Annotated in this window: 25 protein-coding genes; 13 read left to right on the forward strand and 12 right to left on the reverse strand. The window is 44.6% G+C overall.

Annotation, left to right across the window (positions count from 1 at the left end; all coding sequences use genetic code 11):
* The first annotated feature begins 355 nt into the window (after positions 1 to 355).
* Positions 356 to 1,726, forward strand: a complete 1,371-nt coding sequence (locus tag FFM78_RS00985) for an MFS transporter (protein WP_137636574.1) — start codon at positions 356 to 358, stop codon at positions 1,724 to 1,726.
* Positions 1,727 to 1,854: 128 nt separating this feature from the next.
* On the forward strand, positions 1,855 to 2,187 hold the full coding sequence (locus tag FFM78_RS00990) for a DUF1648 domain-containing protein (protein WP_137636575.1): 333 nt from the start codon (positions 1,855 to 1,857) through the stop codon (positions 2,185 to 2,187).
* Positions 2,188 to 2,283: 96 nt separating this feature from the next.
* Here the strand turns inward: FFM78_RS00990 and FFM78_RS00995 are convergent, their stop codons facing one another.
* The 4 genes from FFM78_RS00995 to FFM78_RS01010 all read right to left on the reverse strand — a co-directional run bounded on the left by FFM78_RS00995 (position 2,284) and on the right by FFM78_RS01010 (position 4,019).
* Positions 2,284 to 2,757 carry a hypothetical protein gene (locus tag FFM78_RS00995; protein WP_137636576.1) on the reverse strand — a complete coding sequence of 158 codons (474 nt, stop codon included), beginning with the start codon at positions 2,755 to 2,757 and terminating at the stop codon, positions 2,284 to 2,286.
* 111 nt (positions 2,758 to 2,868) lie between these two features.
* Complete coding sequence (locus FFM78_RS01000; RefSeq protein WP_137636577.1) at positions 2,869 to 3,075, reverse strand: helix-turn-helix transcriptional regulator; 207 nt, start codon at positions 3,073 to 3,075, stop codon at positions 2,869 to 2,871.
* Between the two features lie 338 nt (positions 3,076 to 3,413).
* A complete protein-coding gene (locus FFM78_RS01005; RefSeq protein WP_137636578.1) occupies positions 3,414 to 3,581 on the reverse strand; it encodes an SdpI family protein in 168 nt (55 codons plus the stop codon).
* A 27-nt stretch (positions 3,582 to 3,608) separates the two neighbouring features.
* Entirely contained in the window at positions 3,609 to 4,019 is a 411-nt protein-coding gene (locus tag FFM78_RS01010) for a DUF1648 domain-containing protein (protein ID WP_137636579.1), read from the reverse strand.
* Between the two features lie 363 nt (positions 4,020 to 4,382).
* Here FFM78_RS01010 and FFM78_RS01015 point away from each other — a divergent pair, with 363 nt between their 5' ends.
* Positions 4,383 to 4,979, forward strand: coding sequence for a type IV toxin-antitoxin system AbiEi family antitoxin domain-containing protein (locus tag FFM78_RS01015; RefSeq protein ID WP_223876975.1), 597 nt, complete (start codon positions 4,383 to 4,385; stop codon positions 4,977 to 4,979).
* A 54-nt stretch (positions 4,980 to 5,033) separates the two neighbouring features.
* Here FFM78_RS01015 and FFM78_RS01020 read toward each other — a convergent pair whose 3' ends face one another.
* Positions 5,034 to 6,797, reverse strand: a complete 1,764-nt coding sequence (locus FFM78_RS01020) for an ABC transporter ATP-binding protein (protein WP_137636580.1) — start codon at positions 6,795 to 6,797, stop codon at positions 5,034 to 5,036.
* Positions 6,798 to 6,818: 21 nt separating this feature from the next.
* On the reverse strand, positions 6,819 to 7,556 hold the full coding sequence (locus FFM78_RS01025) for a MarR family winged helix-turn-helix transcriptional regulator (protein WP_137636581.1): 738 nt from the start codon (positions 7,554 to 7,556) through the stop codon (positions 6,819 to 6,821).
* A gap of 407 nt (positions 7,557 to 7,963) precedes the next feature.
* On the opposite strand from FFM78_RS01025, the gene FFM78_RS01030 reads away from it, so the two are divergent.
* From FFM78_RS01030 to argR, 5 genes are all read left to right on the forward strand, one after another.
* Positions 7,964 to 8,755, forward strand: a complete 792-nt coding sequence (locus FFM78_RS01030; protein ID WP_137636582.1) for a hypothetical protein — start codon at positions 7,964 to 7,966, stop codon at positions 8,753 to 8,755.
* A 152-nt stretch (positions 8,756 to 8,907) separates the two neighbouring features.
* Positions 8,908 to 9,618 carry a VIT1/CCC1 transporter family protein gene (locus tag FFM78_RS01035; protein WP_137636583.1) on the forward strand — a complete coding sequence of 237 codons (711 nt, stop codon included), beginning with the start codon at positions 8,908 to 8,910 and terminating at the stop codon, positions 9,616 to 9,618.
* A 387-nt stretch (positions 9,619 to 10,005) separates the two neighbouring features.
* Positions 10,006 to 11,697, forward strand: a complete 1,692-nt coding sequence (gene argS / locus FFM78_RS01040) for an arginine--tRNA ligase (protein WP_137636584.1) — start codon at positions 10,006 to 10,008, stop codon at positions 11,695 to 11,697.
* Between the two features lie 163 nt (positions 11,698 to 11,860).
* On the forward strand, positions 11,861 to 12,160 hold the full coding sequence (locus FFM78_RS01045; protein ID WP_137636585.1) for a hypothetical protein: 300 nt from the start codon (positions 11,861 to 11,863) through the stop codon (positions 12,158 to 12,160).
* A 322-nt stretch (positions 12,161 to 12,482) separates the two neighbouring features.
* Positions 12,483 to 12,941: an arginine repressor gene (gene argR / locus FFM78_RS01050; RefSeq protein WP_137636586.1), complete on the forward strand. Its 459-nt coding sequence runs from the start codon at positions 12,483 to 12,485 to the stop codon at positions 12,939 to 12,941.
* 151 nt (positions 12,942 to 13,092) lie between these two features.
* On the opposite strand, the gene FFM78_RS01055 is transcribed toward argR, so the two are convergent.
* The gene (locus FFM78_RS01055; protein WP_137636587.1) at positions 13,093 to 13,974 is read right to left on the reverse strand and encodes an RluA family pseudouridine synthase; all 882 of its coding nucleotides are present in this window, start codon (positions 13,972 to 13,974) and stop codon (positions 13,093 to 13,095) included.
* A 350-nt stretch (positions 13,975 to 14,324) separates the two neighbouring features.
* Between FFM78_RS01055 and FFM78_RS01060 the strand changes: the two genes are divergently transcribed.
* The 5 genes from FFM78_RS01060 (at position 14,325) to FFM78_RS01080 (ending at position 22,004) form a co-directional block, all read left to right on the forward strand.
* The gene (locus FFM78_RS01060; RefSeq protein WP_137636588.1) at positions 14,325 to 16,463 is read left to right on the forward strand and encodes a PBP1A family penicillin-binding protein; all 2,139 of its coding nucleotides are present in this window, start codon (positions 14,325 to 14,327) and stop codon (positions 16,461 to 16,463) included.
* A 219-nt stretch (positions 16,464 to 16,682) separates the two neighbouring features.
* The gene (locus FFM78_RS01065) at positions 16,683 to 17,027 is read left to right on the forward strand and encodes a YlbF family regulator (protein WP_137636589.1); all 345 of its coding nucleotides are present in this window, start codon (positions 16,683 to 16,685) and stop codon (positions 17,025 to 17,027) included.
* A gap of 106 nt (positions 17,028 to 17,133) precedes the next feature.
* Positions 17,134 to 18,348: a metallophosphoesterase family protein gene (locus FFM78_RS01070; RefSeq protein ID WP_137636590.1), complete on the forward strand. Its 1,215-nt coding sequence runs from the start codon at positions 17,134 to 17,136 to the stop codon at positions 18,346 to 18,348.
* A complete protein-coding gene (locus FFM78_RS01075) occupies positions 18,338 to 21,016 on the forward strand; it encodes an ATP-binding protein (protein ID WP_137636591.1) in 2,679 nt (892 codons plus the stop codon). The genes FFM78_RS01070 and FFM78_RS01075 overlap by 11 nt, the downstream gene beginning before the upstream one ends.
* A 37-nt stretch (positions 21,017 to 21,053) precedes the next feature.
* Positions 21,054 to 22,004 carry a 3'-5' exoribonuclease YhaM family protein gene (locus FFM78_RS01080; protein ID WP_137636592.1) on the forward strand — a complete coding sequence of 317 codons (951 nt, stop codon included), beginning with the start codon at positions 21,054 to 21,056 and terminating at the stop codon, positions 22,002 to 22,004.
* Between the two features lie 57 nt (positions 22,005 to 22,061).
* Here the strand turns inward: FFM78_RS01080 and FFM78_RS01085 are convergent, their stop codons facing one another.
* The 5 genes from FFM78_RS01085 to FFM78_RS01105 all read right to left on the reverse strand — a co-directional run bounded on the left by FFM78_RS01085 (position 22,062) and on the right by FFM78_RS01105 (position 25,504).
* On the reverse strand, positions 22,062 to 22,394 hold the full coding sequence (locus FFM78_RS01085; protein ID WP_137636593.1) for an AzlD domain-containing protein: 333 nt from the start codon (positions 22,392 to 22,394) through the stop codon (positions 22,062 to 22,064).
* Positions 22,385 to 23,089, reverse strand: a complete 705-nt coding sequence (locus tag FFM78_RS01090; RefSeq protein ID WP_137636594.1) for an AzlC family ABC transporter permease — start codon at positions 23,087 to 23,089, stop codon at positions 22,385 to 22,387. Before FFM78_RS01090 ends, FFM78_RS01085 begins: the two co-directional genes overlap by 10 nt.
* Positions 23,090 to 23,328: 239 nt before the next feature.
* Complete coding sequence (locus tag FFM78_RS01095; RefSeq protein ID WP_137636595.1) at positions 23,329 to 24,363, reverse strand: peptidylprolyl isomerase PrsA; 1,035 nt, start codon at positions 24,361 to 24,363, stop codon at positions 23,329 to 23,331.
* A 292-nt stretch (positions 24,364 to 24,655) separates the two neighbouring features.
* Positions 24,656 to 25,006, reverse strand: a complete 351-nt coding sequence (locus tag FFM78_RS01100) for a YtxH domain-containing protein (RefSeq protein ID WP_137636596.1) — start codon at positions 25,004 to 25,006, stop codon at positions 24,656 to 24,658.
* A 66-nt stretch (positions 25,007 to 25,072) separates the two neighbouring features.
* Positions 25,073 to 25,504 carry an HIT family protein gene (locus FFM78_RS01105; protein ID WP_137636597.1) on the reverse strand — a complete coding sequence of 144 codons (432 nt, stop codon included), beginning with the start codon at positions 25,502 to 25,504 and terminating at the stop codon, positions 25,073 to 25,075.
* Positions 25,505 to 25,582 lie beyond the last annotated feature (78 nt).

The following is a 25,582-nucleotide window of genomic DNA, read 5'->3' on the forward strand; positions in this document are numbered from 1 at the left end:
TTTAATATTGAGCGCAAATTTTATATGATGGTCTATAGGGTTCACGGTTTTCTCATATCCTTTTAAATGATACTGTTGTGGGTGGATTTTTTGGATGGGGGCTGTGGGCTCTTTTTTGCACAAAAAATCCTGTTAATAGCTTACCACTTTGTAAACGATCAACAGGAAAAAGTATAGAGCCATTTAAATTTGAATCAGTGTCGCGATAGGCAAGTGCTGAGGTACTATACTCAGAAGCTTGTCTTTTTATTTTGGAAAAATCACCTTGTCAGGAAAAAGTGGAAGTGCTACTGTTGAATAGTTCGAAAACTTTTTAACTATTTATTTTGACCTTGAAAGGAGCACATCATTAATCATGCAAAATAAATGCAGTAGCACCACTTGGATCTTGGTTTTAACATCGCTAGGTTTTTTCATGTCGATGATGGACTCAATGATCGTCACAACGGCAACGACGGCGATCAGAAATGATTTCCAAATTTCGGTTAGTACGTTGCAATGGGCGTTAAATGCCTATAACATCACGATCGCGGCGGTGTTGTTGGTCGGGGTATCCTTAGGCGAGCGGAGCGGGCGCAGAAAAATTTATAATTGGGGGATTCTGATTTTTACCTTCGGTTCCATTTTGTGTGCGTTGGCGCCTAATATTACGCTCTTAGTGAGTGCGCGCATCATTGAGGGAATCGGCGCATCGGTGATGACGCCGATGTCGATGGCAATTTTATCCCATGCATTGCCGGCCGCAAAACGGGGCAAAGCGTTGGGTATCTGGAGCGGTATTGGTGGCTTAGCCTTGATCGTTGGGCCATCACTAGGTGGTTTGATCGTTGCTAAACTGGCGTGGCAATGGATTTTTTGGATCAACGTACCGATCGGCATTGGGGCAATTTATTTGTCTAAGCGGCACTTGCCAGAAAGTAAAGGCAGTAGTGATCGGTTGAGCTGGCTCGATGCCAGCTTGATCACGCTGGCGTTTGCAGGGCTCATCTGGTCTTTATCGGCGCTGACTTCAAGCACCAACGCAACCTTACCGCTAAGTTTAGGGTTGCTCAGTGTGTTATTAGGCGTGTGGTTTATTTACCGCCAACACAAAGAGGCCACACCGATGATTCCGCTTAAGTTCTTTAAATCGCGGACTTTTACTGGTGGCAATATGGCGACTTTTCTCCTGTACGCTTCAATGTATGGCGTTGTCTTTTTCTTGCCGCAGTTTTTGCAAATTGCGGGTTCGGCGAATGCGCTTAAGGCGGGCCTAGAAATGTTGCCGTGGACAGGCACTTTAGTTGTGATCGCGCCATTTGCCGGTTCCACCGTTGATCATTTTGGTGAAAAAGCGATCGCGGTGCTAGGCTTATTTTTGCAGGGGCTAGGCTATTTGTTGATCATGCTCATTTTAAACGGACAAGCTCAGTACTGGCAAATGATCGTGCCGTTAGTGATCGCTGGCGCCGGACTGTCAATGGCGGGGCCAGCTCTGCAAAAGGCTGTGTTAGGCGCCGTCGACGGTCAATCGATCGGTAAAGCCTCCGGAATTTATAACGTGTTTCGTTTGCTAGGCGGCGCGGTTGGCACCACGGTTGCGGTGAGCGTATTTTATCAGTTTGGCAGTACGCTTAGTGCGTCAATGTTTACCGCCGGCTTCAAGGCGGTTATGTTAAGCACGGCGCTGATTTCATTTTTGGGGATCGGTTTTGCGCTTAGTTTTAAGGCTAGACTGGGGAAATAAACGCGGCAGTATTCACTAGGTTCATTGAAAATAAGCTGGCACACGCTACCTAATTTTACTTAACATCGGCATTATTTAGTACTGATCATATCCTTCGAAGCGTATAATATGGCCTGGAGGGATAGGGGATGCAAAAATTTAAATTTATTATTAGGTTGATTTCACTGCTAAGTGTTTTATTCGGGCTTATCTGTTTCATCATTGCGCCTAGCACAATTGCAACGCATATTGCGGATAATGATAAAGTGGATGCGGTGGGACCAGCTTGGCAAATTTTTATCTTACCGGTGTTACAGTTGTTGGTGAATGAATTGCTGATTTTTAAAGCAAAGCGGCAGCGAGTAGACAATGATTGTGTAGAACTAAATTTTTTGCTGCCGAATGAACAGCAATATATCGTTATAGCAATCATTGTTTTAGTGGTCTTTGCAGGTGCGATGTACCAGCAAATCACGTTGTGAACCTGTTTTTGGATATTGATCAACAAAAAATAAAAAGCCACTTTACAGATAAATTGATTTTATCTATAAAGTGGCTTTTGTTACTCGGAAAGTATATTAGCGATCCAGGTGCCAATAGACCAGTACATAACACCATTCTTGAATTAAAAGTGCCAATGTTAATACTGATAGTGCATATAATAAAACTAAACTTCCATTGACGCTAATACCTGCATAGGCCACAATGATAATTGGGACCAAAGCTAAAGAAATAAAACCGATCAAAATACGTAGAGAAATATAAGTAGCGGTTAGCATCATACGCCATTCGCGTTCGTCATTATGTTCCATATCGGCGGGGTAGCTGTCTTCATTAAGATCCAACCATTTTGCTTTCCGACTTTGTTTGCCTGTTAATTTAAATGAAGTAAAAACAGCTATTAAAATGAGTAACACAATAAGGAGACTGACTGTAGATGAAATATTACTCAGCGAACCGTAAATAATACCAAGTATACTAAGTAAATATATGACTCCAAACATCAATGTTGCCCCAACTGCAACCTGCAAAATATGTTTTTTAGTATTCATCATAAATCCCCCCGTAGATTTCATGCGCCATTATATTTATTCTAAGTTGGTAATATTTCAAATTGAGCTCAATAAAAGTACCCTAAATGGCGTCATTATTTACTTATTGTGCTACTCATGCTTTTCAACCCCGTGATCAAATAAATTATCCACGGTGGTGTGTAATACACTAGCCAGTTTAAATGCTAATTCTAATGAAGGATCATATTTTGCGTTTTCGATTGCATTAATTGTTTGTCGCGTCACTGCGGTTAGTTCACTTAGTTCCGCTTGTGACAATTTAAGTTGTTTCCGCCGAACGCGAATGGTATTTTCCAAGCTCACACCTCCAGCAAAAAGTAAAATACTTTTTACATTTAAAGTAAAACATGTTTTACAAAATGTGTCAATTACTTATTGATAAATAATGTATATAAAAAGAGAATACGTAATTAAAGTGCCCTACAATTGTTAGACAAGAGGTCTAATGACTGTAGGACACTTAATGCCGTACTTACAATTCAGTACGGCGTTTTTGGCTATCGACGTAACTTCAACTCGGTCAATCCAATGCCAACAAAAGGAATCACGATGTAGCCGAACACCCAATTATCAGAATCGGTGGTGCTAATGTGCAACTGAGTCAAAATAAAATAAAACAGTAGGTACAGTAAAGTTCAAATGATGCTGACTTTACCCATGTAACGATTGGCAAGACGCCAACTTTTTTCATCGCGCATCGATGCTGGCGTACGGTAGCCAAACCAGTGATTGATCGGAATTTTAACCACTGCAAAAAAGCCAAAGAGGACTAGAAAAAGAATACCTACGCCATAAATAAGCATGACCGCCACCAGCCTTTCAATTAGTAGTTATTTAAACCGTAAATAGGTTACGACATAGCGCAACACTAAGTAACTCAGTGCTACCGTTACCACAATATTGAGTCCGAACTGCAAAGCAACCAGCCAAGTGACGTGCAATAGCAGGCGTAACAAAATCACCCACAAACTGGCCGCCAAAAAAAGACTAAAAACTTGGAATAGATGTGGAATCAAAAAGTTAGCGTAATTCAGTAGAAACACGCCGAGATTAAATATTAAGATCAAAACGAGACTTGCTAGTAACGGATTACCAGTGAAACTATAACTATCGGTTTGTCCGGTAAAGCCGAAGTGGGTGGGGATCTGTGCCGGTAATAAACGTTGAAAAATAACGATCAACAAAATTTGAATCAGGGTGTTGCCGCCAACAATCGCGGCTAATTTTTTACGTGGCTGCATGCGCTCAACTCCCCGTATTGGTAAATGGACGTGTTAGTATTTTTTGATTTAATTATAGCGCTTACGTTAGTCTGAACAACCATATTTTTTAGTTAAAATATTATTGCCTTAATTTGCGTATATTAATTATTAGGTGCGCAAAATGCTGGGTTATTCTTGTTACTTATACACTGAAGTACGCCGTATTGTTCAGTGTGCAAGTAACAGAAATGAGCCTGTAACTAAAGTTTAATCGGAGGGGGGATAGTACACAGGCCAGAGTTGTTCACTAAAAATAGTTTATGATCTTGTTAAAGACCATTTTTCCGTTATATATGCATGCTGTGATATAATTTGCATATATAACGGAAGTAGGTGGATTTTATGTTGACGCAATTTGATAAAGTAATTGAATTCTTAAAAAGAAATAATGGTCAAATAACAACTAAAGATGCGGCGCAATTTGGTGTTTCCGCAAAAATATTGAGCTTAATGCATCAACGTGGCACTTTAGCGAAACTTGGTCGGGGTATTTATATTGATCCTAACGAGTTTGGTGATGATTTATTTGCGCTTCAATTTAGGTATTCACGCGGTATTTTTTTTAAGGATACGGCTTTATTTCTGCATGGCATGCTTGATCGAACGCCAGATACGTATGAAATGAATTTTCCAATCAATTGTTCACTTCAAGGAGATCTGAGCGCACCTTTAAAAACCTATCGTCAGGTACAACATCTGTATGGTGTTGGACTCATTGAGGTTGTGGGACCTGGTGGAAATAATTTGTGGACCTATGATCTTGAGCGAACTTTATGCGACATTTTACGCAAGCGTGACCGTTCTGATGTGGAAACAATCAAGCAGGCTATGACGGCATATGCCCGGCAATCAAATAAGAATTTAGACCGTTTGATCGAATATGCCAAGCTATTTAAAGTGCGAAAGGAGATCGAAACATATATGGCGATTCTATTATAGCGTAGCTCGTACAAAAAACAGACCTATCTGCTGAGTTCCAGATAGGTCTGCTGCTTAATTCACGACTTGTTCATTCACATACTGTGCATACAGGGCGTGGCTCTGCATCAATTCGCTATGGGTGCCATGACCAGTGACGGCGCCGTGTTCGATAAAGTAGATCTGATCGGCGTCGACGATGGTGGAAAGCCGGTGGGCGATCACCAGCGTGGTGCGGCCGACCATTAGCTGGTCGAGGGCGCGCTGAACTTTTTCTTCGGATTGTGAATCCAGGCTGGCGGTGGCTTCGTCCAGCATCAAGATCTTCGGATCACGGAGAAAGGCGCGGGCGATGGCGAGGCGTTGTTTTTGGCCGCCGGACAGCTTGACGCCGCGTTCGCCGATCTGGGTGTCCAATTGAGCAGTAAAGTCGTGGACAAATTGGTCGGCGTAAGCGAGTTCTAAGCCGTGCCATAATTCAGCGTCGGTCAACGTTTTGTCGAGGCCGTATTGTAGGTTCTCGCGGATCGTACCGGCAAAAACGCCGCTGTCTTGGGAAACGTAACCGATTTGGCGGCGCCAGTTGGCCAGATCAATATCCTGAATATTTTGGGTACCAATTTTGATCGTGCCGGTATCTGGTTGATAAAAGCGTTCCAGCAACGCGAAGATCGTTGATTTACCGCCGCCACTAGGGCCAGCGAAGGCGACCACTGTATTCGGTTTGGCGGTAAAATTAACGTTGTGCAAAATTGGTTGATCAGCGGTGTAGCCAAAGGATAGGTCGTTCACAGTCATGGTTTGGCCGACAACGTCAACGGCGGTGGCCTGATCGGCTGGTTCTGGTTCCGTGGCCAAAATTTCCTGGATCCGTTCGGTGGAGCCCATGGCTTTTTGCACTTGGGAGAAGAAAGTGGCAAAGGTGGTCACTGGCGCAATAATGTTGAACAAATAGAGTAGGAAAGCAACCAATGAGCCGCTAGTCAGTGTGCCCGATTGGACACGGACGGCGCCGTAGCCGAGGATACCGACAAACAGGCCTAACATCGCCGTCATCATGATCGGTTGCAGCACGGCTTCGATTTTGGCGTCTTTAACGCCTAAAGTGAAGATGCGGTCAATAAAATGACCACCAGTGACCTTTTCAAAGGTTTCGCCGTTGCTGGCTTTGATCAGGCGCACATCGGCCAGTTTTTCACTGGCGTCAGCGTTGAAGTCGGCGGTAGCGGCCTGTAACTGGCGGCCGATCCGTGCCATGAACCGACCGATCGGCAATAGGATCAAAGCGATAATTGGCACGGCGCTAAACATCAACAGCGCCATTTTCCAATCCATCACGAATAAAATGACCATCGCGCCGACTAATTGGATCGCACCGGTGATGAAGTTGGGGAACTGCTGGGTGACCAGATCCTTGATCACGCTAGTATCATTCACTAAGCGCGAACTACTTTCACCTGATTTGTGCTCGTCAAAGTAATCGACAGGTAATTTTAGCAGGTGGGTCCACAAGCGTTCGCGCAGTGTTTTAACGGCACTTTCACCGACATAACGGAGTAAGAAGCCGCCTAAAGTACCGAAACCTAATTGGGCCAAAAAAGCAACGACTAAAACGGCGATCATCGGCCCGTTGATTTTGCTCAGGCTGCTGGTGTCGATCAGCCCTTTAGTCAATTGCGGCACGATCAAGCTGGCGCCACTGGTGACTAGGCTGAACAAGATCCCAACGGCGAACAGCACTTTTTTCGGGTTAACGCTATTGATCAAATGGAGAAAATCGTTTAATTTAAATTTGCCTTTAGCGGCCGGTAGTTCCGCCGCTAATGTTGGATTACGCATGTTAACTGCCTTCTTCCGTCTCTAAAAATCTTTCCAATCATCTTCGTTGGGCTTTTCACCGTCAGGGCGTTGATCCCAGAAACCGGCGCGGGGATCGCGGCGGAAGCCATGATGATGACTACGGTCACCGCGGGGGCCGCCACTAAAACCAGGCATACCGCGGTGTCCCATAAACGGCATCTCGTGCATCGCCCGCCGCATTTGCGCTTTCAGATCTTTCATTTCTTCCGCCGATAGGTTCTGGCGCTCGCCGTATTGCGCGGTAAAGGCGTCGTGCAGGTCTTGCATCGCTTGCAGACGGTCCAGCGGGTCCACGAAACGCCGCGACTCATGTTGGAAATCTTCCGGCCAGCCAGCGGTGATCTTGGCTAAATAGTCGGCGAATTCTTGCTGCTGGGTTTCGTTTAAACCATTAAAAAAGGTTTCACTGGCGTCGGCTGTTTTTTGGGCGGCGTTTTTTTGCGCCTTTTGCCGGCCTTGCTCAGTTAAGGCCACCTGCTTGATTCGTTTGTCGTTGGCGTCTTCGGTACGCACAATATCGCCGTTTAATTCCATTTTCTTCAATAATTCGGCCAGTGAGCTGGGGCGCAAGTCTAAAATTTCCGCCAAATAACTTTGATTCAAGTTATCCGTGTGGGCCAGCACCGCCAGCACCCGTTGTTGGCCGGTCAATTTTTGCTTATTGTCGCGCATAAAAGCGTTACTGGCCTGACTGATAAAACGCAGTTGCTTCATTAATTCATCGGTAAATTCACTCATAAATAGTTGCCTCATTTCATTTTGTTTGGGAAACAGTTCGGTACCTAACTTTATTTCGTTTATGATTATAGTTCGGTACCGAATGAACTGTCAACTGTTTTGTTAAAACTTTTTGAAAGTCGTGTTGCGGCTACCTAGTTTGGCAAGGATATCAGTACGAAAGTGTTTTTTTTATAAGCTTTTGAAAAGTTAAAAAAACACTTCTCGTATTTTTTGCGTAACTTATATACAGAAAGGAGTGCTTTTGTATAGCAAAAATCACTGAAATTGTTGTTTTTAAAATATTTTTTTACAAGTTTTTGTTTAAAACGCCACAGTAAGTATTTAAGTATTAAGAACTTAAGTAATAAGCACTTAATGTACTACGCATTTAAAGCAGCGTTAATTTTTTATTAGGAAGGTGAACATTGATGCCACAACAGCAATTGAGAAAAATGACCGACCGCGAAGCTCATTGTTGGGACAAATATTTGGGGAAGCAACCCCTTGAATTGGGAACGGTTAATTTACCGCGCACGATTTTTATGGTTCCCAATTTAAATGCCTTAACTTTGGCCGTTTATGGTGGTTTAGCACTTTTTCAGCTTCCTGGGATCGTTACTGCCGAAATTAAATTTATGCGAACTCAGGCGATCTCAGTCGAATTATTGCAGCTTAGTCTAGGCCTAGATTCACGTAAGAAGAAGTTACTACGGCAAAGCTTGCTTGATTTAGTGACGCAGCAGATCATCAGTGTTACCCCGCTTACTGCGAATCAGGATTGGACTCAGGGCTGGTTTTGTTGTCGATTACCGCTTAATTTTACTGGGGAAAGTTACCAGCAAGGGTTTACCCGAATTGATGTTGCGGATTGGCAACAGATCAAATTAAAATTGAAAAAACCTAGTGAGAAAATTAAAGGTTACGCGGCTTATTTAGCCGTTCAACAAAATATTTATTACCACGCTGACGCGTTAAAAGTTTGTTATCAGACGCAAGAAATACTGGGCGGTATTTATGGTGTTAGTCGGTATTCGGTGGCTAGAACCTTGGACCAATTAGAAGCAATCGGGGCACTGGCGATGAACAAGGTGCTGTGGTTAAACCGGGGCGTACCTGTGGAACGTAATATTATTACCAGTGCCCAGGCCTACGATCAATTGGCACTTTTTGTCCGCACACAATTTTGGGCGGGAAAATACCAGGCTATTTTAAGTTGAAGCGGTATTTTATTGATTTAGCGGTTTTTAAATCAACTATTATAACTGATAGCATAAGTTATTTCTAATTTAACTGTATTCGGTTACAAAGCGTGTTATAATTGAGAAGAAATATCAGTTAGATGAGAACAAGCAAAGAAAGGAACGATCACATGATTGATTTACATATTCACCGTTCGGCGGCTAAGCCATCCTTAAAGTTAACTGAGTGGCTCAATGTTTTACGTGCAGGTGTTCTAGGCATGAATGATGGTATTATTTCAACGGCTGGGATCGTTCTCGGGGTTGCCGGTGCACAACAGAGTTCGTTTGCGTTATTCATTGCTGGCATTTCTGGTTTGATCGCCGGCGCTTTTTCCATGGGTGGCGGTGAATTTGTATCGGTCAGTCAGCAACGAGATATGCAAAAAACAGCTGCACAAAAGCAACGTCAGGCGATCGCCGATCATTATCCTGAGGAGCTAGCTGATTTGACACAAGTCTATTTGGATAAAGGGATTTCGCCAGCATTGGCGCAGCAGGTAGCCACTGAGCTTATGCTGAAAGATGGTCTAGGCGCCACTTGTCAGGAAAAATATAATATTGAGTTAGGTAATTATTTTAACCCCTGGCACGCCGCGTTATCGTCATTTCTTTCATTTAGCGCCGGGGCAGTTTTGCCGTTATTGACGATCACGTTGGTGCCGGTGCGCTGGAAAGTGCAAGTGACGGTGATCGCAGTCGCGTTGGCCTTGATCTTGACAGGCTATAGCAGTGCAACGTTAGGGCATACTAACCGAACCAAAGCCGTATTGCGCAATTTGTTGGTTGGTTTGTTGACCATGATTGTGACTTACGCCATGGGTCATTTGTTCGTTATTTGACTTGAATTTTAATTGGAAATCGGGTATAGTAACTAGCGAAGTCGCTCCGGTGAAAAAAATAATCAACTCTGCGAATACGCAGCGAGCCTAGATTTGGTGGGAGCTAGGTAATTTTCGAGTTGAGTCGTCCTTTGGAGGAGCAATTAAATAATGAGTGGATATTTTATCTAAAAGAGTGGTACCGCGGGGAAATCTCGTCTCTTACAGTTTAACTGGAAGAGGTGGGCTTAACCTGCGGTTTTTATTTTTGCCTCTGCTTTAAAAGGGTGCTAGTTATTATTACACAATCGTGATTGATCATTGACCATTCGTGGGGCAGAACCTTGGCACTGGACCGCCGTTTAAATCACGTGTTTACTGAAGACATTCAAACAAAGGAGTTTACTTATGAACGAACAAAACCGTGTTATTGCTGCGCTAAAGCCGCTGTTGGCTGATCATCTAGATGACGCAACGCTGGCAAAATTAATCGAGACCCCGAAAACTTCTGATTTAGGGGACTATGCTTTTCCTGTGTTTCAACTCGCTAAAATTTTCCATAAAGCACCCCAACAAATCGCCGCTGATTTAGTGGCACAGATCAATCAAGCCGGCTTTGAAAAAGTAGTCGCAGTTGGTCCTTACATTAATTTTTTTCTAGATAAACCGCAATTTAGTCACGACTTACTCCAGACAATTCTCCAGCAGGCAGACCAGTATGGTGACGCTGATTTGGGTCACCAAGGTCAAGTACCGATTGATATGTCTAGCCCGAATATCGCCAAGCCGATCTCAATGGGTCATTTGCGCTCGACGGTCATCGGCAACGCGATTGCTAATATTTTGGCTAAAGTTGGCTACAAACCGGTTAAAATCAATCACTTAGGTGACTGGGGCACGCAATTTGGTAAATTGATCGTTGGTTACAAGAAATGGGGTAGTGAAGCGGCAGTTAAAGCTGATCCGATCACTAATTTGTTGAAATATTACGTTAAATTCCATCAGGAAGATGTCGAACATCCGGAATTAGATGAAGAGGCCCGCGAATGGTTCGTTAAGCTGGAAGCTGGCGATGAGGAAGCCACTAAACTGTGGTCTTGGTTCCGTGAGGTTTCATTAAAAGAATTCATGAAGATCTACAATATGCTAGGGATTAAATTTGATTCTTTTAACGGTGAAGCTTTTTATAATGATAAAATGGCCGAAGTTGTTCAAATGTTGACGGACAAAAAGCTGTTGAAAGAAAGTCGGGGCGCTGAGATCGTTGATTTGACGGCCTATGATTTAAATCCGGCTTTAATCAAGAAAAGTGATGGCGCAACTTTATACATCACCCGTGATCTTGCGGCGGCGATCTACCGGAAACGGACGTATCATTTTGTACAATCCTTATACGTTGTCGGTAACGAGCAGCGTGATCATTTCAAGCAATTAAAGGCTGTTTTGAAAGAAATGGGCTTTGCTTGGTCCGATGATATTCACCATATTCCGTTTGGTTTGATCACTCAAGGTGGTAAAAAATTATCGACCCGGCAAGGTCACGTTATTTTATTGGAGAACGTTCTGAATGATGCCGTTGACTTAGCACAAAAAGAAATCGATGCGAAGAACCCGGCTTTGGCCAATAAGCAACAAGTGGCTAAACAAGTCGGGATCGGTGCGGTTATTTTCCATGATTTGAAAAATGAACGCTTGAATAATTTTGATTTTAATTTAGAAGAAGTGGTGCGGTTTGAAGGCGAAACTGGCCCTTATGTGCAATATACCAACGCTCGGGCGCAAAGTATTTTGCGTAAGGCGGCAGTTGAATTAAACGCGCGTGCCGATTATACGATCACTGACCCTGCAGCGTGGGATGTTTTGAAGCAATTAGCGGAATTCCCCGATATGATCGTTCGCGCCAGCAAAGCGTACGAGCCTTCGATCATTGCCAAATATGCTTTACGTTTAGCTAAGAATTTTAATAAATATTACGCTAATACTAAAGTTTTAGTTGCTGATAATGAAAAAACGGCACGGCTGGCCATGGTTGCTAGTGTTAGCCAAGTTTTGACCCAAAGCTTGGCCTTGTTAGGCGTGGAAGCACCAGCAGAAATGTAATCATAAAAAAGTGAGTGCGACATAAGCCGTCTTGTGAACCACGTTTTGACTATATTATGCGTACAAAAAAGAGTTGTGCTGAAGTGAATGACTTCCGGCACAACTCTTTTTTCTATTGTTTGACCAGTGGAATCAAGCTTTCACCCCTTACTTGGGTGGTGTTTTGTGCGGTGACCACTACGGTGTTTGGGCGCAAACACCGCCGACCAATTTTACCTTAGTATTAGGGGTTGCTGCGATCGGCCAGTTTAAAAAATTTCATCCGTTTCGCCTACTGTTAGCTTACACATCCCCCTTTCAAACGGCGGCACAAGTCAGCGGGTATATTGATGTGACTGATCCACAGACCGTTACGGCGGCTGTGAGTTGGTTGCTATTTTTAGGTGATGATTGTCAGATCAAGGTTTTACCACCGCTTGTTAAGCAGCAACTACAGCAGCGGCTCAGACAATATGTATTTTGACCAAGGAAGCTAGCAGCACGTCAAACCGCCAAAACGTATTTTTATTCGTAAAAGTGAGTAAAGTTTTGAATTTTTTGGTATAATCAAGCTAATCAGTAACGGGTGAACGAGAAGGCTCACGCATTTGCGCGTGCGTCCAAGTTCAGCCGAGCAGTGATTCGTGATCAAGCCAAGTTTTTTTGATAGTAGAATTATCCGCTATTGCGGAACAGAGCCGTAGTTCAACTAGGGGCATTGGGTCTAGCTGAAGGGTCATCGTCCGCAACATTCCCAATTTTTAGTATGAAAATTATCCGCTATTGTGGAGCAGAGGTGACTATTTTTGAAAAAAGCAGTTCGGCAAGCAAAAATTGAAGAGATCATCAAACAGCATACGATCGCCACACAAGAAGCGTTATTGGCGGCCTTAGAGGCGGAAGGAATTCCCGCAACGCAGGCCACGATTTCCCGGGACATCCGCGAAATGCAAGTGGTCAAGGAACGCGACACTGATGGCCTATTACGGTATACGATTTATCACAGTGGTGAGAAAACGGAAGCAGAGCGTCTGGATGAGTCCATTGCAGAAGTAGTTGTGGCCGTTAAACAGGTGGAATTTGTCAATGTGATCCATACTGCACCAGGGAATGGAAACTCGTTGGCAGCGATCATCGACGATTTGGCGTTTCCTCAAGTTACCGGGACTTTAGCGGGTCACGACACGATTTTGATCATTAGTCCTGATCGTACTGGGGCCCAATATGTGCATGATTACTTTACACAGCGGATGGTTGTGGAATGAAATAGACAACAATAAAAGCTACTCACTTTGGTGGGTAGCTTTTTATGATCAGTCCAGAACTTCCGGGCTTGAAGTGTGATTTTCAAGCAAATTGAGCCATTAAAAGGACAGGATCGCTGGGCACCTAGCAACTTGTTGTTTGGCCTACGGGTCAATCCACTTGTAGGAAGCTGGCTGGTAGCGGTGCCGTCACCGTCACAGGTTTAAAACTAAAAGGCAGCAGTAGCCGCATTTTTGCGGAATGCAAAAATAGTCGTGGATACTTCGTAGCTTCAGGATCATATAAAACATCGCCGACCAAAGGGTGACCTAAATAACTAAAATGGACACGGATCTGGTGGGTGCGGCCAGTTTCTAGTTGAATCGCTAATAACGACTTCGTCGGTGTTTCTTGTAGTACGCTGTAGTGCGTGATGGCGGCTAAGGCGTTCGGACCATCGACTTGGCGTTTACGCTTATCCAAAGGATCACGGCCGATCGGTAAACTGATGGTTCCACTGGCCGGTAAATGACCGTGGACCCAAGCGCGATATTGCCGGGTGATCCGCTTACTGCTGATCAGACGATTCAGAATCGGCAGTACCACTGGATTTTTAGCCACCACAATCGCACCGCTAGTATCGCGATCTAGGCGGTGGACGACGTAAGCTGGTGAATGTAAATAAGCGGTGACGTGATTCATCAGACTGTCTTGCTCATCCGGCCGGTTAGGGTGTGTTTTGGTTCCGATCGGTTTGTTAACGACTAATAAATCGGCGTTTTCGTATAACACGGCTACTTGGCGCGCGTCACCACCATGATAATCTGGCACCGGCGTGCTGAAATCCGTACTAGAAAAAGTGAGACCAACATCATCACCGGAGTGAACTAACGTATGAACGGATTGATACTGACCGTTGATCGTGATCGCACGCTGGATCCGTAATTCATGATAAATCGTTTTGGGAACTAAAAGATCGCCGCGGACGTATTGCTTGAGCCGCTCGCCGGTTTGGGCCGCAGTGACGGTGCAATGATATTGCCATTTTTGCATGAAATACTTCCTTCGTTTTTTTGACTGTTCTTATTTTAACCAAAAAAATCCGCCTTGCCAAATGATAGTTGCGACTAAAGTCGGTGGTGTTGGTGCACGGCTTCACCTAAACTTAAACCAGGCTTAAGTTTCTAGTGCGGTAAATATGCTACAATGTAATGGCAATTCAGCGATCAGTGCTTGTGCACGTGATTCAAAAAGTGGCTAGACCTTGAGTTACGGGTTATACCAAAATCGCTTTGGCTTGGCCCGTAGCGGTGACTGGTTTATTCTGAGTTTGGCGCCGCCGAGCAATCAGCTTGTTTTGCAACCTACTTGAGTATAGAACACTTTAGTAAATGAGGATTGATATGCAAAAATTTTTAACTAATATTCGCCGTTTTTTAACTGCGCTAGGTCGGGCTTTCGCTCCGGTCACGCAATTTTTAGCGCCCTATTGGCACGGCTTTTGGCATGCGTTGCGCCATTTTTGGCGGCGCTTTTTACTCACACGCTGGGTATTATTAGTGCTACTGCTAATTTTTCTAGTTTTTAGCACCTACCTGACTTTTTTGGCTAAAACATCCGATGTGGAACATCTGAAGACTAATTTGCAAACCACCACTACGATCTATGATTACAAGGATCAAAAGGCTGGTTCGCTATACGCGCAGAAAGGTACCTATGTCGGGTACAATAAAATCTCCACCCAGATTCAAAATGCGGTAACCTCGACGGAGGATCGCACCTTTTGGACTAATCCCGGTTTTAGTATCAAAGGGTACGCCCGGGCGGCAGTCAGCTACGTGATCCACCACGGTCAGATCAGCGGTGGTGGGAGTACACTGACTCAGCAGTTAGCTAAAAACGCTTTGTTGACCCAACAACAGACGCTGACACGTAAGGCTGAAGAATTATTTTTGGCCATTGAGATCAATAAAGTTTATAGCAAAAAAGACATTATCACCATGTACCTGAACAATGCTTATTTTGGTAACGGGGTTTGGGGGGTACAAGACGCTGCGGAAAAATATTTTGGTAAAAGTGCTGCTGAGATCAATACCGCAGAGGCCGCAAGCATGGTGGCAATGTTGCGTAACCCCAGCTTTTATAATCCCATCGACCATCCGAAAAATAATGTTGCCCGGCGCAACCTGATTTTAAGCTTGATGGTGACTAATAATAAATTAACAACTAGCCAGGCCGCGACGGCGAAGCAAGCGAGCTTAAACTTACAGGATAATTATAATTCGACAAATGGTTACCGCTATCCCTATTATTTTGACGCGGTGATCAATGAGGCCATCAGTCGTTATGGTTTGACTGAAGAAGAAATCATGAACAAAGGTTATAAGATCTACACTGCGCTAAACCAAACCTACCAAAAACAGATGACCAATACTTTTTCGGATAGCAGTGTTTTTCCGGCCAGTGCAACGGACGGTACGCAAGTTGAAGGTGCCTCAGTCGCCATGGATCCACAAACCGGCGGGGTGGCCGCCGTGGTTGGTGGGCGTAACAGTGAGCCGGTTTTTCGTGGTTATAACCGGGCCACGCAAATCAAGCGCCAACCTGGTTCGACCATGAAGCCACTAGCGGTATACACGCCAGCATTGGAAAATGGTTACCATTATGATTCCCAATTAACTGATAAGAAACTTTCCTACGGGTCGAATCATTATACGCCAACTGACTATGGTAATAATTATGCCGGCAAGGTTTCTATGTATAGTGCGCTAGCCCAAAGTTTAAATGCACCGGCAGTGTGGTTGCTGGATCAAATCGGTGTTCAAAAAGGGGTCCAGTCAGTTAAGAATTTCGGGATCAGTTTACCAAAAAGTGATCAGAATTTAGCGATGGCTTTAGGTGGATTGAATATCGGGGTGTCACCGTACCAGATGGCTGGTGCTTACGCTACGTTTGCCAATCAAGGCAAGCGACCAACCAGTCATTTTATTACGAAGATCGTTGATGCTAGTGGTAACGTGATCGTCGATAATACGGCCACGAAGACCAAACGGGTCATGTCAGCGAAAACGGCTAAGGAAATGACGAGCATGATGCTTGGCGTCTTTGACTACGGAACGGGGACTTCGGCTAAGCCAAGTGGTTATGACGTTGCTGGTAAAACTGGGAGCACTGAAGTACCAGATAGTTATGGCTTTGGCACTAAAGATCAGTGGGTCGTCGGTTACACGCCAGACGTGGTGGTGGCAACGTGGATCGGTTTTGACAGTACCGATAGCAGTCATTTCTTGCAAGGAATCAGTGAAGAAGGGGTAGCCAAAGTTTGGAAGTCCGAGATGGAAAATATTTTACCGAACACTGCGCAGACCAAATTTAGCACCAAGGACGCAAAGACACGGGCTAGTGCAGAACAAACTACCAATTCTTCTGATGTTTGGGATCAAGTGAAAAACGGTGCCGCTAAGGCGAAGTCCAACCTTGATTCAGCAACGACTAAGGCCAAAAGTTGGTTTGATTCAGTTAAGGGGTTGTTTGGTAATTAAGCGTACAGATGTTCGTTTCTTACTAGGAAAACGCTATAAAACATGTTATACTAATAGCTATAATGCTTAGATCAGCTTTGCAAACTAGCTTTTAGAGGATTTTTAAAACTGGTGGCAGTCAGCTTGTGTTTTGAGCAGGACTGCAGTTCGTTTTTGCTAACGGTCGTTACCTGTTTAAGCACGTAGCTGAGGCATAAATTAAATTAACGGAGGCCCAACATGGCAGTCAATGTATACGATACAGCAAACAAATTAGAAGGCGAATTACGGCAGATCGATGAATTTGCTGCATTACAGGCAGCTTACAATGCAATGAAGCAAAATAAGCCAGCTTACGATATGTTCAAGCAATTTCAGAAAATCAACATTGAACTACAACAAAAACAAATGCAAGGCCAAGAATTAGGCGATGCGGAAATCAAGCAAGCGCATGATTTAGCTGAAAAGGTCGGCCAGTTCAAAGAAGTTCAGGCCTTGATGGAAAAAGAAAAAGCAATGAGTCAAATTATGGATGATTTAAACCAGATCATCACTAAACCAGTACAAGAGCTTTATGCAAATTAATTAGCGCAATTCAAGTCGGTCGCGCGGGACGAATGGTCGGGGGGCAACACACTGACTAGACGCTCGCGGGCCGTTTTTTTATTTTTACGGAAGGAAGGCCACAACAATGAAATTCATTCATGCAGCGGATCTACATTTAGACACGCCGTTTTTAGGTTTGCGGACAGCGCCAGAAGCCTTGTGGCAGCAGATCTACGCGGCCACGTTCACGGCCTTTGCTAAAATTGTCGATGCGGCCTTGGCGCAACAAGTGGATTTTGTCTGTCTAGTCGGGGACTTATATGATCGGGCCGAACGCAGTATTCAGGCGCAGTTGTTTTTACAAAAGCAGTTACAGCGCTTAGCTACAGCACAAATTCCTGTGTATTTAAGTTATGGCAACCACGATTACGTTGCCGACGCGGCGGCGGAATTACCATTGCCACCTAATACCCATATTTTTCCCAGCGCCGGCACAACCTATCATTTAACCACAAAAGACGGTCAAACCGTGGCATTAAGCGGCTTTAGTTATGCTCAACGCTGGGTGGAAAAGGATATGACTGCTCAATTTCCCGTTAAAACAACGGCTGATTTTCAAATTGGTTTGTTGCACGGCAGTCAAAGTGGGGTAGCTAGTCAACATGCGGTTTACGCCCCTTTTAGTGTGGCGGAGCTCAACCAAAAGCATTACGATTATTGGGCTTTAGGCCACATCCATCAGCATCAAATTTTGCAAGCCGAACCACCGATCGTCTACGCAGGTAATCCACAAGGACGTAATCCTAATGAAGCCGGTGCGCGCGGTTATTATTTAGTCCGCCAACACGGTCAGCAATTACAGCCTGAATTTCAGGAAGTAGCACCGATCCAGTGGCAAACGTGTGCGGTTTCTGTTGCTGGTGCGGTGCGCTTGACAACGATCATCAATGCCATTGAACAGGCAGTGGCTAACTTTAAGCAACCGCAAGCCTTACTGTTACAAGTAACTTTAACCGATGCCGAACAATTAAGTGCCGCGCTTTTACAACGAATTACAAATGGCGAATTATTAGGCTATTTACAAAAGCAACCATTGGCGCAGCCTTGGCGTTGGATCTACGCATTAAAAGCGCAAGTCGCAGCCGGTAGCCGCTTTAACCAGCTGGATCAAAGTAACTGGCAGGCCAGTGCGCAAGCGGTTTTTAATGCGCATAATATTGCGCAAGTGGCGCGGCCGCTGACGCAGCCTGATTTCTTAATGGCGGCTTTACGTCAGGCCGATTTACCGGCAACCTTACAAGCCCAGGTGCTGAATCTATTGCAAGAAAGTGCAGGAACAGGTGAAGCTGATGCGGATTGAAGCGGTCGATATTTATGGCTTTGGTAAATGGTACGAGCAGCATTTTGATTTTGATCCGCAGCTCCAGGTTTTTCAGGGGGATAATGAAACGGGTAAATCTACCCTTAGCGCTTTTATTGATGGCGTTTTATTTGGCTTTGCCACGAAAAAACAACCTTATGCCCAATATATTCCTAAAAGTGGCCACAGCTATGGTGGTCAGTTAACCTTGGTGCAAAATAAGCAACGATACATTGTCAAACGTGTGGCTGGCCGGGCCGGCGGTGAAGTGACGGTGACTACAGCTGACGGCCAGCACCATGATGAAGCCTTTTTACAGCAACTATTAGCGCCAATCAATGGTCAGCTATTTCGCCAGATCTTTCGGTTTGATCAGCAAGCCTTAACGGCAATCTTTCAGTTGCAGCAAACTGATATTAGCCGCCAGTTATTAACTGTTGGCGCGGCAGGTAGTCAAGAATGGCTGCATTTAGCGCAAAAATACCGCCGTGAGGCCGCTCGCTTATACAAGCCACGCGGACGCGTGTGGCCGCTAAATCAAGCGTTCAATCAATTGACCACTTTAAAGGCCAAATTGGCTAATGCTCAAGCAACTTTACCGACTTATTTGGCCCAGCAGCAAAAGGTTCAGCGGCAACAAGCACTGGTGACCACATTAGATCAGCAGATCGCAACTACCCGCCCAACCATCAATACTTTGAGTCAATTACAACGCAGTTGGCCAAATTATCAGAATTGGCAGGCCTTACAGCGAAAATTAGCGCAGCAACCAGCAAGTTTGGCGCCGCAGGTTTATCAAGCTTTTCAAGCTTTACAGCAACAACACCATAGTCAGCAAGCGGAATTGCAACAATTGACGGCCAAGTTAAATGCGGCTACTGGCGAACAACAGTTGACACCGGCCTTTTTATTTTATCAACAGCATCAGGCTGAGTTTACTGAGCAAATGGTGCAGGTGACCACGATGCAAACGGCGTTACAGGTCAGTGCCGAGTTGCGGCAACAGCAACAGGTATTGCAACAAGAACAACAACAATTGCAGACGGAATTAGGGGTCACAACCGCCCAGCAACCGCTTAGTCAATTAGATCTGACCCAGGCACGCCATAATCAGGAACAGCGGCAACAATTACAGCAGCAAATTCAGCAACAACAAGCCGTTTTACAGCAACAAACGCAGCAAAACCAAACAGCGGAACAACAGGTTGCACAACTGGAAAATCAGTTACAATCACCCCAAAGCCGCAGTCAACGGCATGGTAAGCAGCAAAGTTATTTGGTCTGGGGCTTGGTGCTGGTGATCGGTTTATTACTGCCGAAGTGGCTTAAATTAGTGGCGGTTGGTGGTGTAGCAGGATTGATCTGGCAGTGGCGGCAGCAATCAGTTACGCCAACGACTACTGCGACACAACAGCAATGGCAGCAGGCCTTAGCTAAATTAGATCAGCAGCAAGCACGATTAGTGGGTTTAACGCAACAACTCAATAAAGCCAAAGCCAACTTAGCAGCAGCCACCGCGGCCTGGGAGTCATTAAAGGGCCGGTATAATTATGGGTCCTTAAGTGATGATGTGATCTTGAATCATCAGCACGATTTTACCCGTTTATTGGCTTGTCAGCAGCAACAGGCGCAACTAACGGAACGGCAAAATGAGACCACTTATCAGTTGCACCAGTGGTTAGCTGGTTTTGATTTTGCGCGCGCCTGGTTACCGTTAGCCAATGTTGAACCTGCAGCAGCGATCAGCCAGATCAGCGATTTTGTGGCCGCACAGCAGACACAATTGACTAATTTACGGGCAGGTGATCAGGACTATGCTTATTATCAGCAACAGACGACCCGGGTGCAGCAGGAGATCGCGGCAACTGACCAAGCCCGCCATGATTTATTGACCCGCCACCATTTGGTAAGCGAGCATGAATTACAACAGCGCCAACAGGCCGATCAGAGTCAACAACAATTACGGGAACGGCAAACAATTTTGGCGAATCAACTCGGCCCGTTACTAACGACCTTGCAAAAATATGCTGACTTGGCCAGTTTACAAACAGAATTAACGACGCGCCAAAATGAATTACAGCAAAAGCAAACTCAATTAGATGCCGGGCAACGTGAATTGACCACCTTGCAAACCCAGTTAGAGCAACTGGCCAGTGATGGCAGTTATCGTATTTTACGGCAACAAGTGGCTCAGCAGGAAGCGGAGATCACCGCGTTGACCCAACGCTGGCTCAGCTATCAATTAGCCGCTCAATGGATCGAGCGCACACTGAGCCAAACTTCGCGGCAGCGTTTGCCAGCAATGTTAACGTTAGCGGAAAATTATTTTGCCATTTTAACGCAGCAACGATATGTTAAAATAAAATTAACGGCTGATCAGATCACCGTGATGCGTCAGGATCATCAGGTGTTTGCCGTTGGGGAATTATCACAGGGAACGGCGGAACAGTTGTACGTGGCACTGCGGCTGGCTTTTGCCCAGACGATCAGCGATGTCCAGCAGATGCCACTGGTGATCGACGACAGTTTCGTCAATTTTGATTCGCACCGGCAACAGCAAGTACTGACGTTGTTGGCGAAATTAAGTCAAACTAATCAAGTCATTTATTTTACCGCACAGACAGTGCAACCAACAGTGGGTCAAGTGACTGTGCTCCAAGCACAATAAGCGGTAGTTTTAAGTTAATGTAAAGGAGGCCCTCACTGTGGCCGATAAACAGTTATATGATTACCAAAATAATGAAGAAGTCGCGTTATTCGTTTTGGTTAAAACAGCAGATGTACGAGTGGCTAAAAATGGTAAAAAGTTTATTGCCTTCACTTTTCAAGATACTTCGGGAACGATCACCGGTAAATTTTGGGATGCCAGTGATGCCGATATCGAATTGTATCAAGCCGGTGAAGTGATCTTTTTAAGTGGTAAGCGTGAACTATATCAGGGGAAGCCGCAGATCAAGATTCATAAATTACGGGTGGCCACGCCAGATGAAAATGAGCAGGTAGCAGATTATTTACCTAAAGCACCGGTTAGTGCCAGCACATTGCGTGAAGAATTGAACCAAGCTATTTTTGCGATCACCAATGCCAATTGGAATCGAGTGGTCCGCTGGGTCATGGCGCGGCACCAGGAAGAGTTCCTAGAATATCCGGCGGCTAAAACCAATCACCATGCTTTCAAAGGTGGGTTAGCTTTCCATACCATCACGATGTTGCATTTAGCTAAGGCTATTTGTGATGAATACGCCGAGCTCAAGCGGCCACTATTGTATGCCGGCGTGATCCTGCACGATATCGGCAAAACGGTGGAATTGACTGGACCAGTGGCGACGCAATACACGGTGGCCGGAAACTTATTAGGGCATATTGTGATCGTTGATGAAGAAATCGTCCGCGCTTGTACGGCGCTGAAAATCGATGCAGCTAGCGAGGATATGCTGTTATTGCGCCACGTTATTTTAGCGCACCATGGTTTACGTGAATACGGTTCGCCAGTGGAGCCTGAAGTGATCGAGGCTGAAGTTTTGCACCAAATCGATAATTTAGACGCTTCGATGCAGATGATGACGACGACATTACGCCATACTGAACCTGGTAGCTTTTCTGAACGTGTTTTCGGCATGAATAATCGTAATTTTTATCAGCCTAAGGATAAATAAAAAGGTTCCAGCATAGCTGGAACCTTTTTATTATTTAACGTGAAGTCTTGCCGGTGCTCAGCCCCAACCCAATGCGCGAACCAGTGCCATTGCGGCAATACCGACCACAACGATCGCCAATAGACTTTTAGTGATGATCGCCGTGACTAATGCTGGCAAGGTGGCCAAAGTATTACCGAGGTTTAAAGTTGGCAGGTGGCCTGGGTGAGCGACAAATAGATTTTCCACCACCAAGGCAGTCATGATCGCCACCGGCACAAAAGATAGAAATTCCACCAACCAACGCGGTAGTTCAAATTGTTTGACTAAAACAAAGGGGATCACGCGTGACAGCCAAGTCACTACGCCACAGCCAATGATCGTCCAAAAAACATAACCTGTTAACGCCATCGTGCCACCACCATTCCGAACAGACAGCCTAGTAATGTGCCACCTAGTAGGGCAAAATTAGCCGACAAAAAAATTAATAGGCCATAAACGGCCACAGCGACAAAAGCAACGACTGCTAATTGTAAACCAAGTTTTTTACTACGATCACTGATCATTTGTAAATAAAGTAAACCGAGAAACATGGCGACTAAAGCAAAATCCAACCCGAATGCTTTGGGATCGGTGATCAGATTACCGATCAAGGCACCAGCCACAGTTGCCGCCGCCCAAACCAAATAGGCAACCACATTCGCGGTGTTGAACCAAACAGGGGTAAGTTTATGGCCGGTATCGTTTAGTTTATTCATCCCCAAGGCAAACGTTTCGTCTGTCAATAAGGAACCAATACCGACATTAGTAGCTAATGAGTAGCGCTTAAAATATTGCGCCATTGAGGTACTCATTAGGATCATCCGGGAGTTGACCAAAAAGGCGGAGAAAACAATCGCGGAGATCGGGCTGCCGGCCAGTAGCATGCTGGTGATAATAAATTGGGCGGACCCGGCATAGACCACTAATGACATTAATAAAACCGTCCACAAAGATAAATGACTGGTGCGGCTGACCACGCCAAAAGCTAAGCCAACACCAATATAACCAAAGGTCGTTGGTACAACATCGTGCAAGCCACTGCGAAAAGTTAATTCTGGACCCAAGCGCTCACTCCCTAACAAGAATAAATAGTTAAGTTCTAGTTTAAACTAAATTAGAAAACGATTAAAGCCGTAATTTAAAATTTAATGAATAAAAGTCGCTCGTGGTTAGCAGCGGAAATGAAAAAATGATCACCAAGGTTAGTTTAAGCGAGCTAACCAGCCGTTAAATAACGGCCAATGATAAAAGGGCACATAAAAAGCGCTTAGCAATTGGATGCTAAACGCTTTTTAAATCAGTTTTAGTTAGATGATGATGAGCTAGCAGCGCTTGAACTTGATGAGCTCGATGCACTGGAGCTTGAAGCACTAGAACTGGAATCGCTAGAACTTGAGCTAGAATCACTTGAACTTGATTCACTGCTTGAAGTAGCTGACGAGCTACTTGAGCTAGCTTTTGTTTCTTTAGTGTAACCAGACAAGACGTTCTTCAAGTCGCTATCCTTGATTTCAACATTACCCTTCTTCAAGACCTTAACGATCACATTATGCAACACTGTGCTATCTTGCATATCAGCAGAATAGATTTGTGCTTTCAAAGTTGCTTCATGTGACTTCATTGTGCCTTTACCTGGGTTCTTGATCATCCGAATAACGTGGTAACCGTATTGTGTTTTAACTGGGGTAGTTGTGTACTGGTCAGTTTTAAGTTTGAATGCGGCCTTTTTGAAGGTTGAATCCAAGCTAGTATCAGTAGAATCAAAGGCAGGTAACTTACCGGCGTCGGACTTAGTGCTGGTATCAGTTGAATACTTCTTAGCTAATTTCTTGAAATTAGCAGCTGAGTTATCTTTCTTCAGTTCAGCAATAATCGTTTCAGCAGTTGATTTCTTAGCAACTAAGATATGTTGAACGGTAACCTTTGGTTGATAAGACTTCCATTGCTTCTTCAACTGTGCGTTGGTGATCTTAACGTTGTCCTTAACAGCTTGTTCCAACAATAAGTTAGAGCGCAGATTTTGTTTAAAGCTGGAAGCGGTCATATCGTTTTGGGATAAGACTGAGCTAAATGATGAACCGTATTGGCTCTTATAAGCATTGTATTGTTTAGTGACTTTAGCCTTGGAGACCTTGTCGCCGTATTCCTTTTCCAAAACTTTATTCAAAATCAATTGCTGTAAGACTTGCTTACCACTAGAAGATTTCTTCATCTCATCGTAGTAATCATTTTGGGTCACATTACCGCCAGAGGTTGTTGCAACAGTTTTGTTACCACAGCCGGCTAGAGTAACGGCTAGTAAAACGCCCACAATGGACAATAGCCATTTTTTCCGCATGCATAGCACATCCTTATAAAATTTTTTCTGAAACTCACAAGCCTTAATATACCATAACCACACCTAGATTTAAAATATCGATTGATTTCTTCATGAAAACTTCAATAAATCACGCTGATAGTTGCAGGATCTCAATAAATTCGTCAATGAAAGCGAGAATATGGGATCAGGTAGCCTTACGGAGATGTCCAGTTCAAAAAAAGGTTGTGACCTCAATTATTAGGGCACAACCTTGTTGTTTGTTCAGAAAATGTGGGCATGCTAAAAAACTAAACTAAGTTCAAGCCCCGCGTTAGTCTTTTGTATCTTGGGGCATGATCGGGCCAAGATCATGCTGTAACTTTTCACTAGCGTCTTTGGCGCGTTTGAGCGGTGCTGCCGTTTGAAAATTAAAATCAGTAAATAATTGTTGTAGTTCTTGGACAGTGGCGGTCGCATTGCCGCTACCTTCTTTGGCTAAAACGGTAGCGGCCTGACGTAATTTAGTGATGCTATCGTTGACAGCTAAAGCGCCTTCGGTAACACCGTCAATGTAGTGTTTGATCTGGGCCTGTGTTTCCCGACCGCTACGTTTAGCGGTGAACAAAGCGTAAAGTCCACCAGCAACTGCGCCAAGCAATAAGCCACTACTAAAATGTTTCATCGCCGTACCTCCTTAAATTATTAATCGGTTACAATTGAATCCGAGCAGTAAACCTATTTTTGCTAGTTAGAACTGAGCACTGATCTTAGCCGCAATGGCTTGTAACTTTTCTGGGGTATAGGCCGCGCTATTGTCCGCAAAGGTCATTCCAAAGCCATCGGCGGCACTGTACCGGGGAATCAAATGGAAATGAGAATGAAATACTGACTGGTAGGCGATCTGCCCATTATTGTTCACAATGTTCATACCGCTGATCGCTGGATCGCTAGCCTTGATGGCGCGCGCAATCTTAGGAATCCGACTAAAAACGGCCGCCGCTAATTCAGCATCATACGCAAAAATATCGGGAACGTGGGTTTTAGGAACCACTAATGTATGGCCGGGTGTTCCTTGCGTGATATCGAGAAAGGCCTTGACAACATCGTCTTCGTAGACCAAGGTATTAGGAATTTCGTTGCGAATAATTTTACAAAAAATACAATCTGCATCGTATGCCATAAGGGAAAGCCTTCTTTCTGGAGTTGTCTTCATGCTACCATATTTGGCCGCTAAATTGAACTAGTATTGGTAGGCGTG

It is taken from the genome of Loigolactobacillus binensis (assembly GCF_005405165.1).
Classification (GTDB): Bacteria; Bacillota; Bacilli; order Lactobacillales; family Lactobacillaceae; genus Loigolactobacillus; species Loigolactobacillus binensis.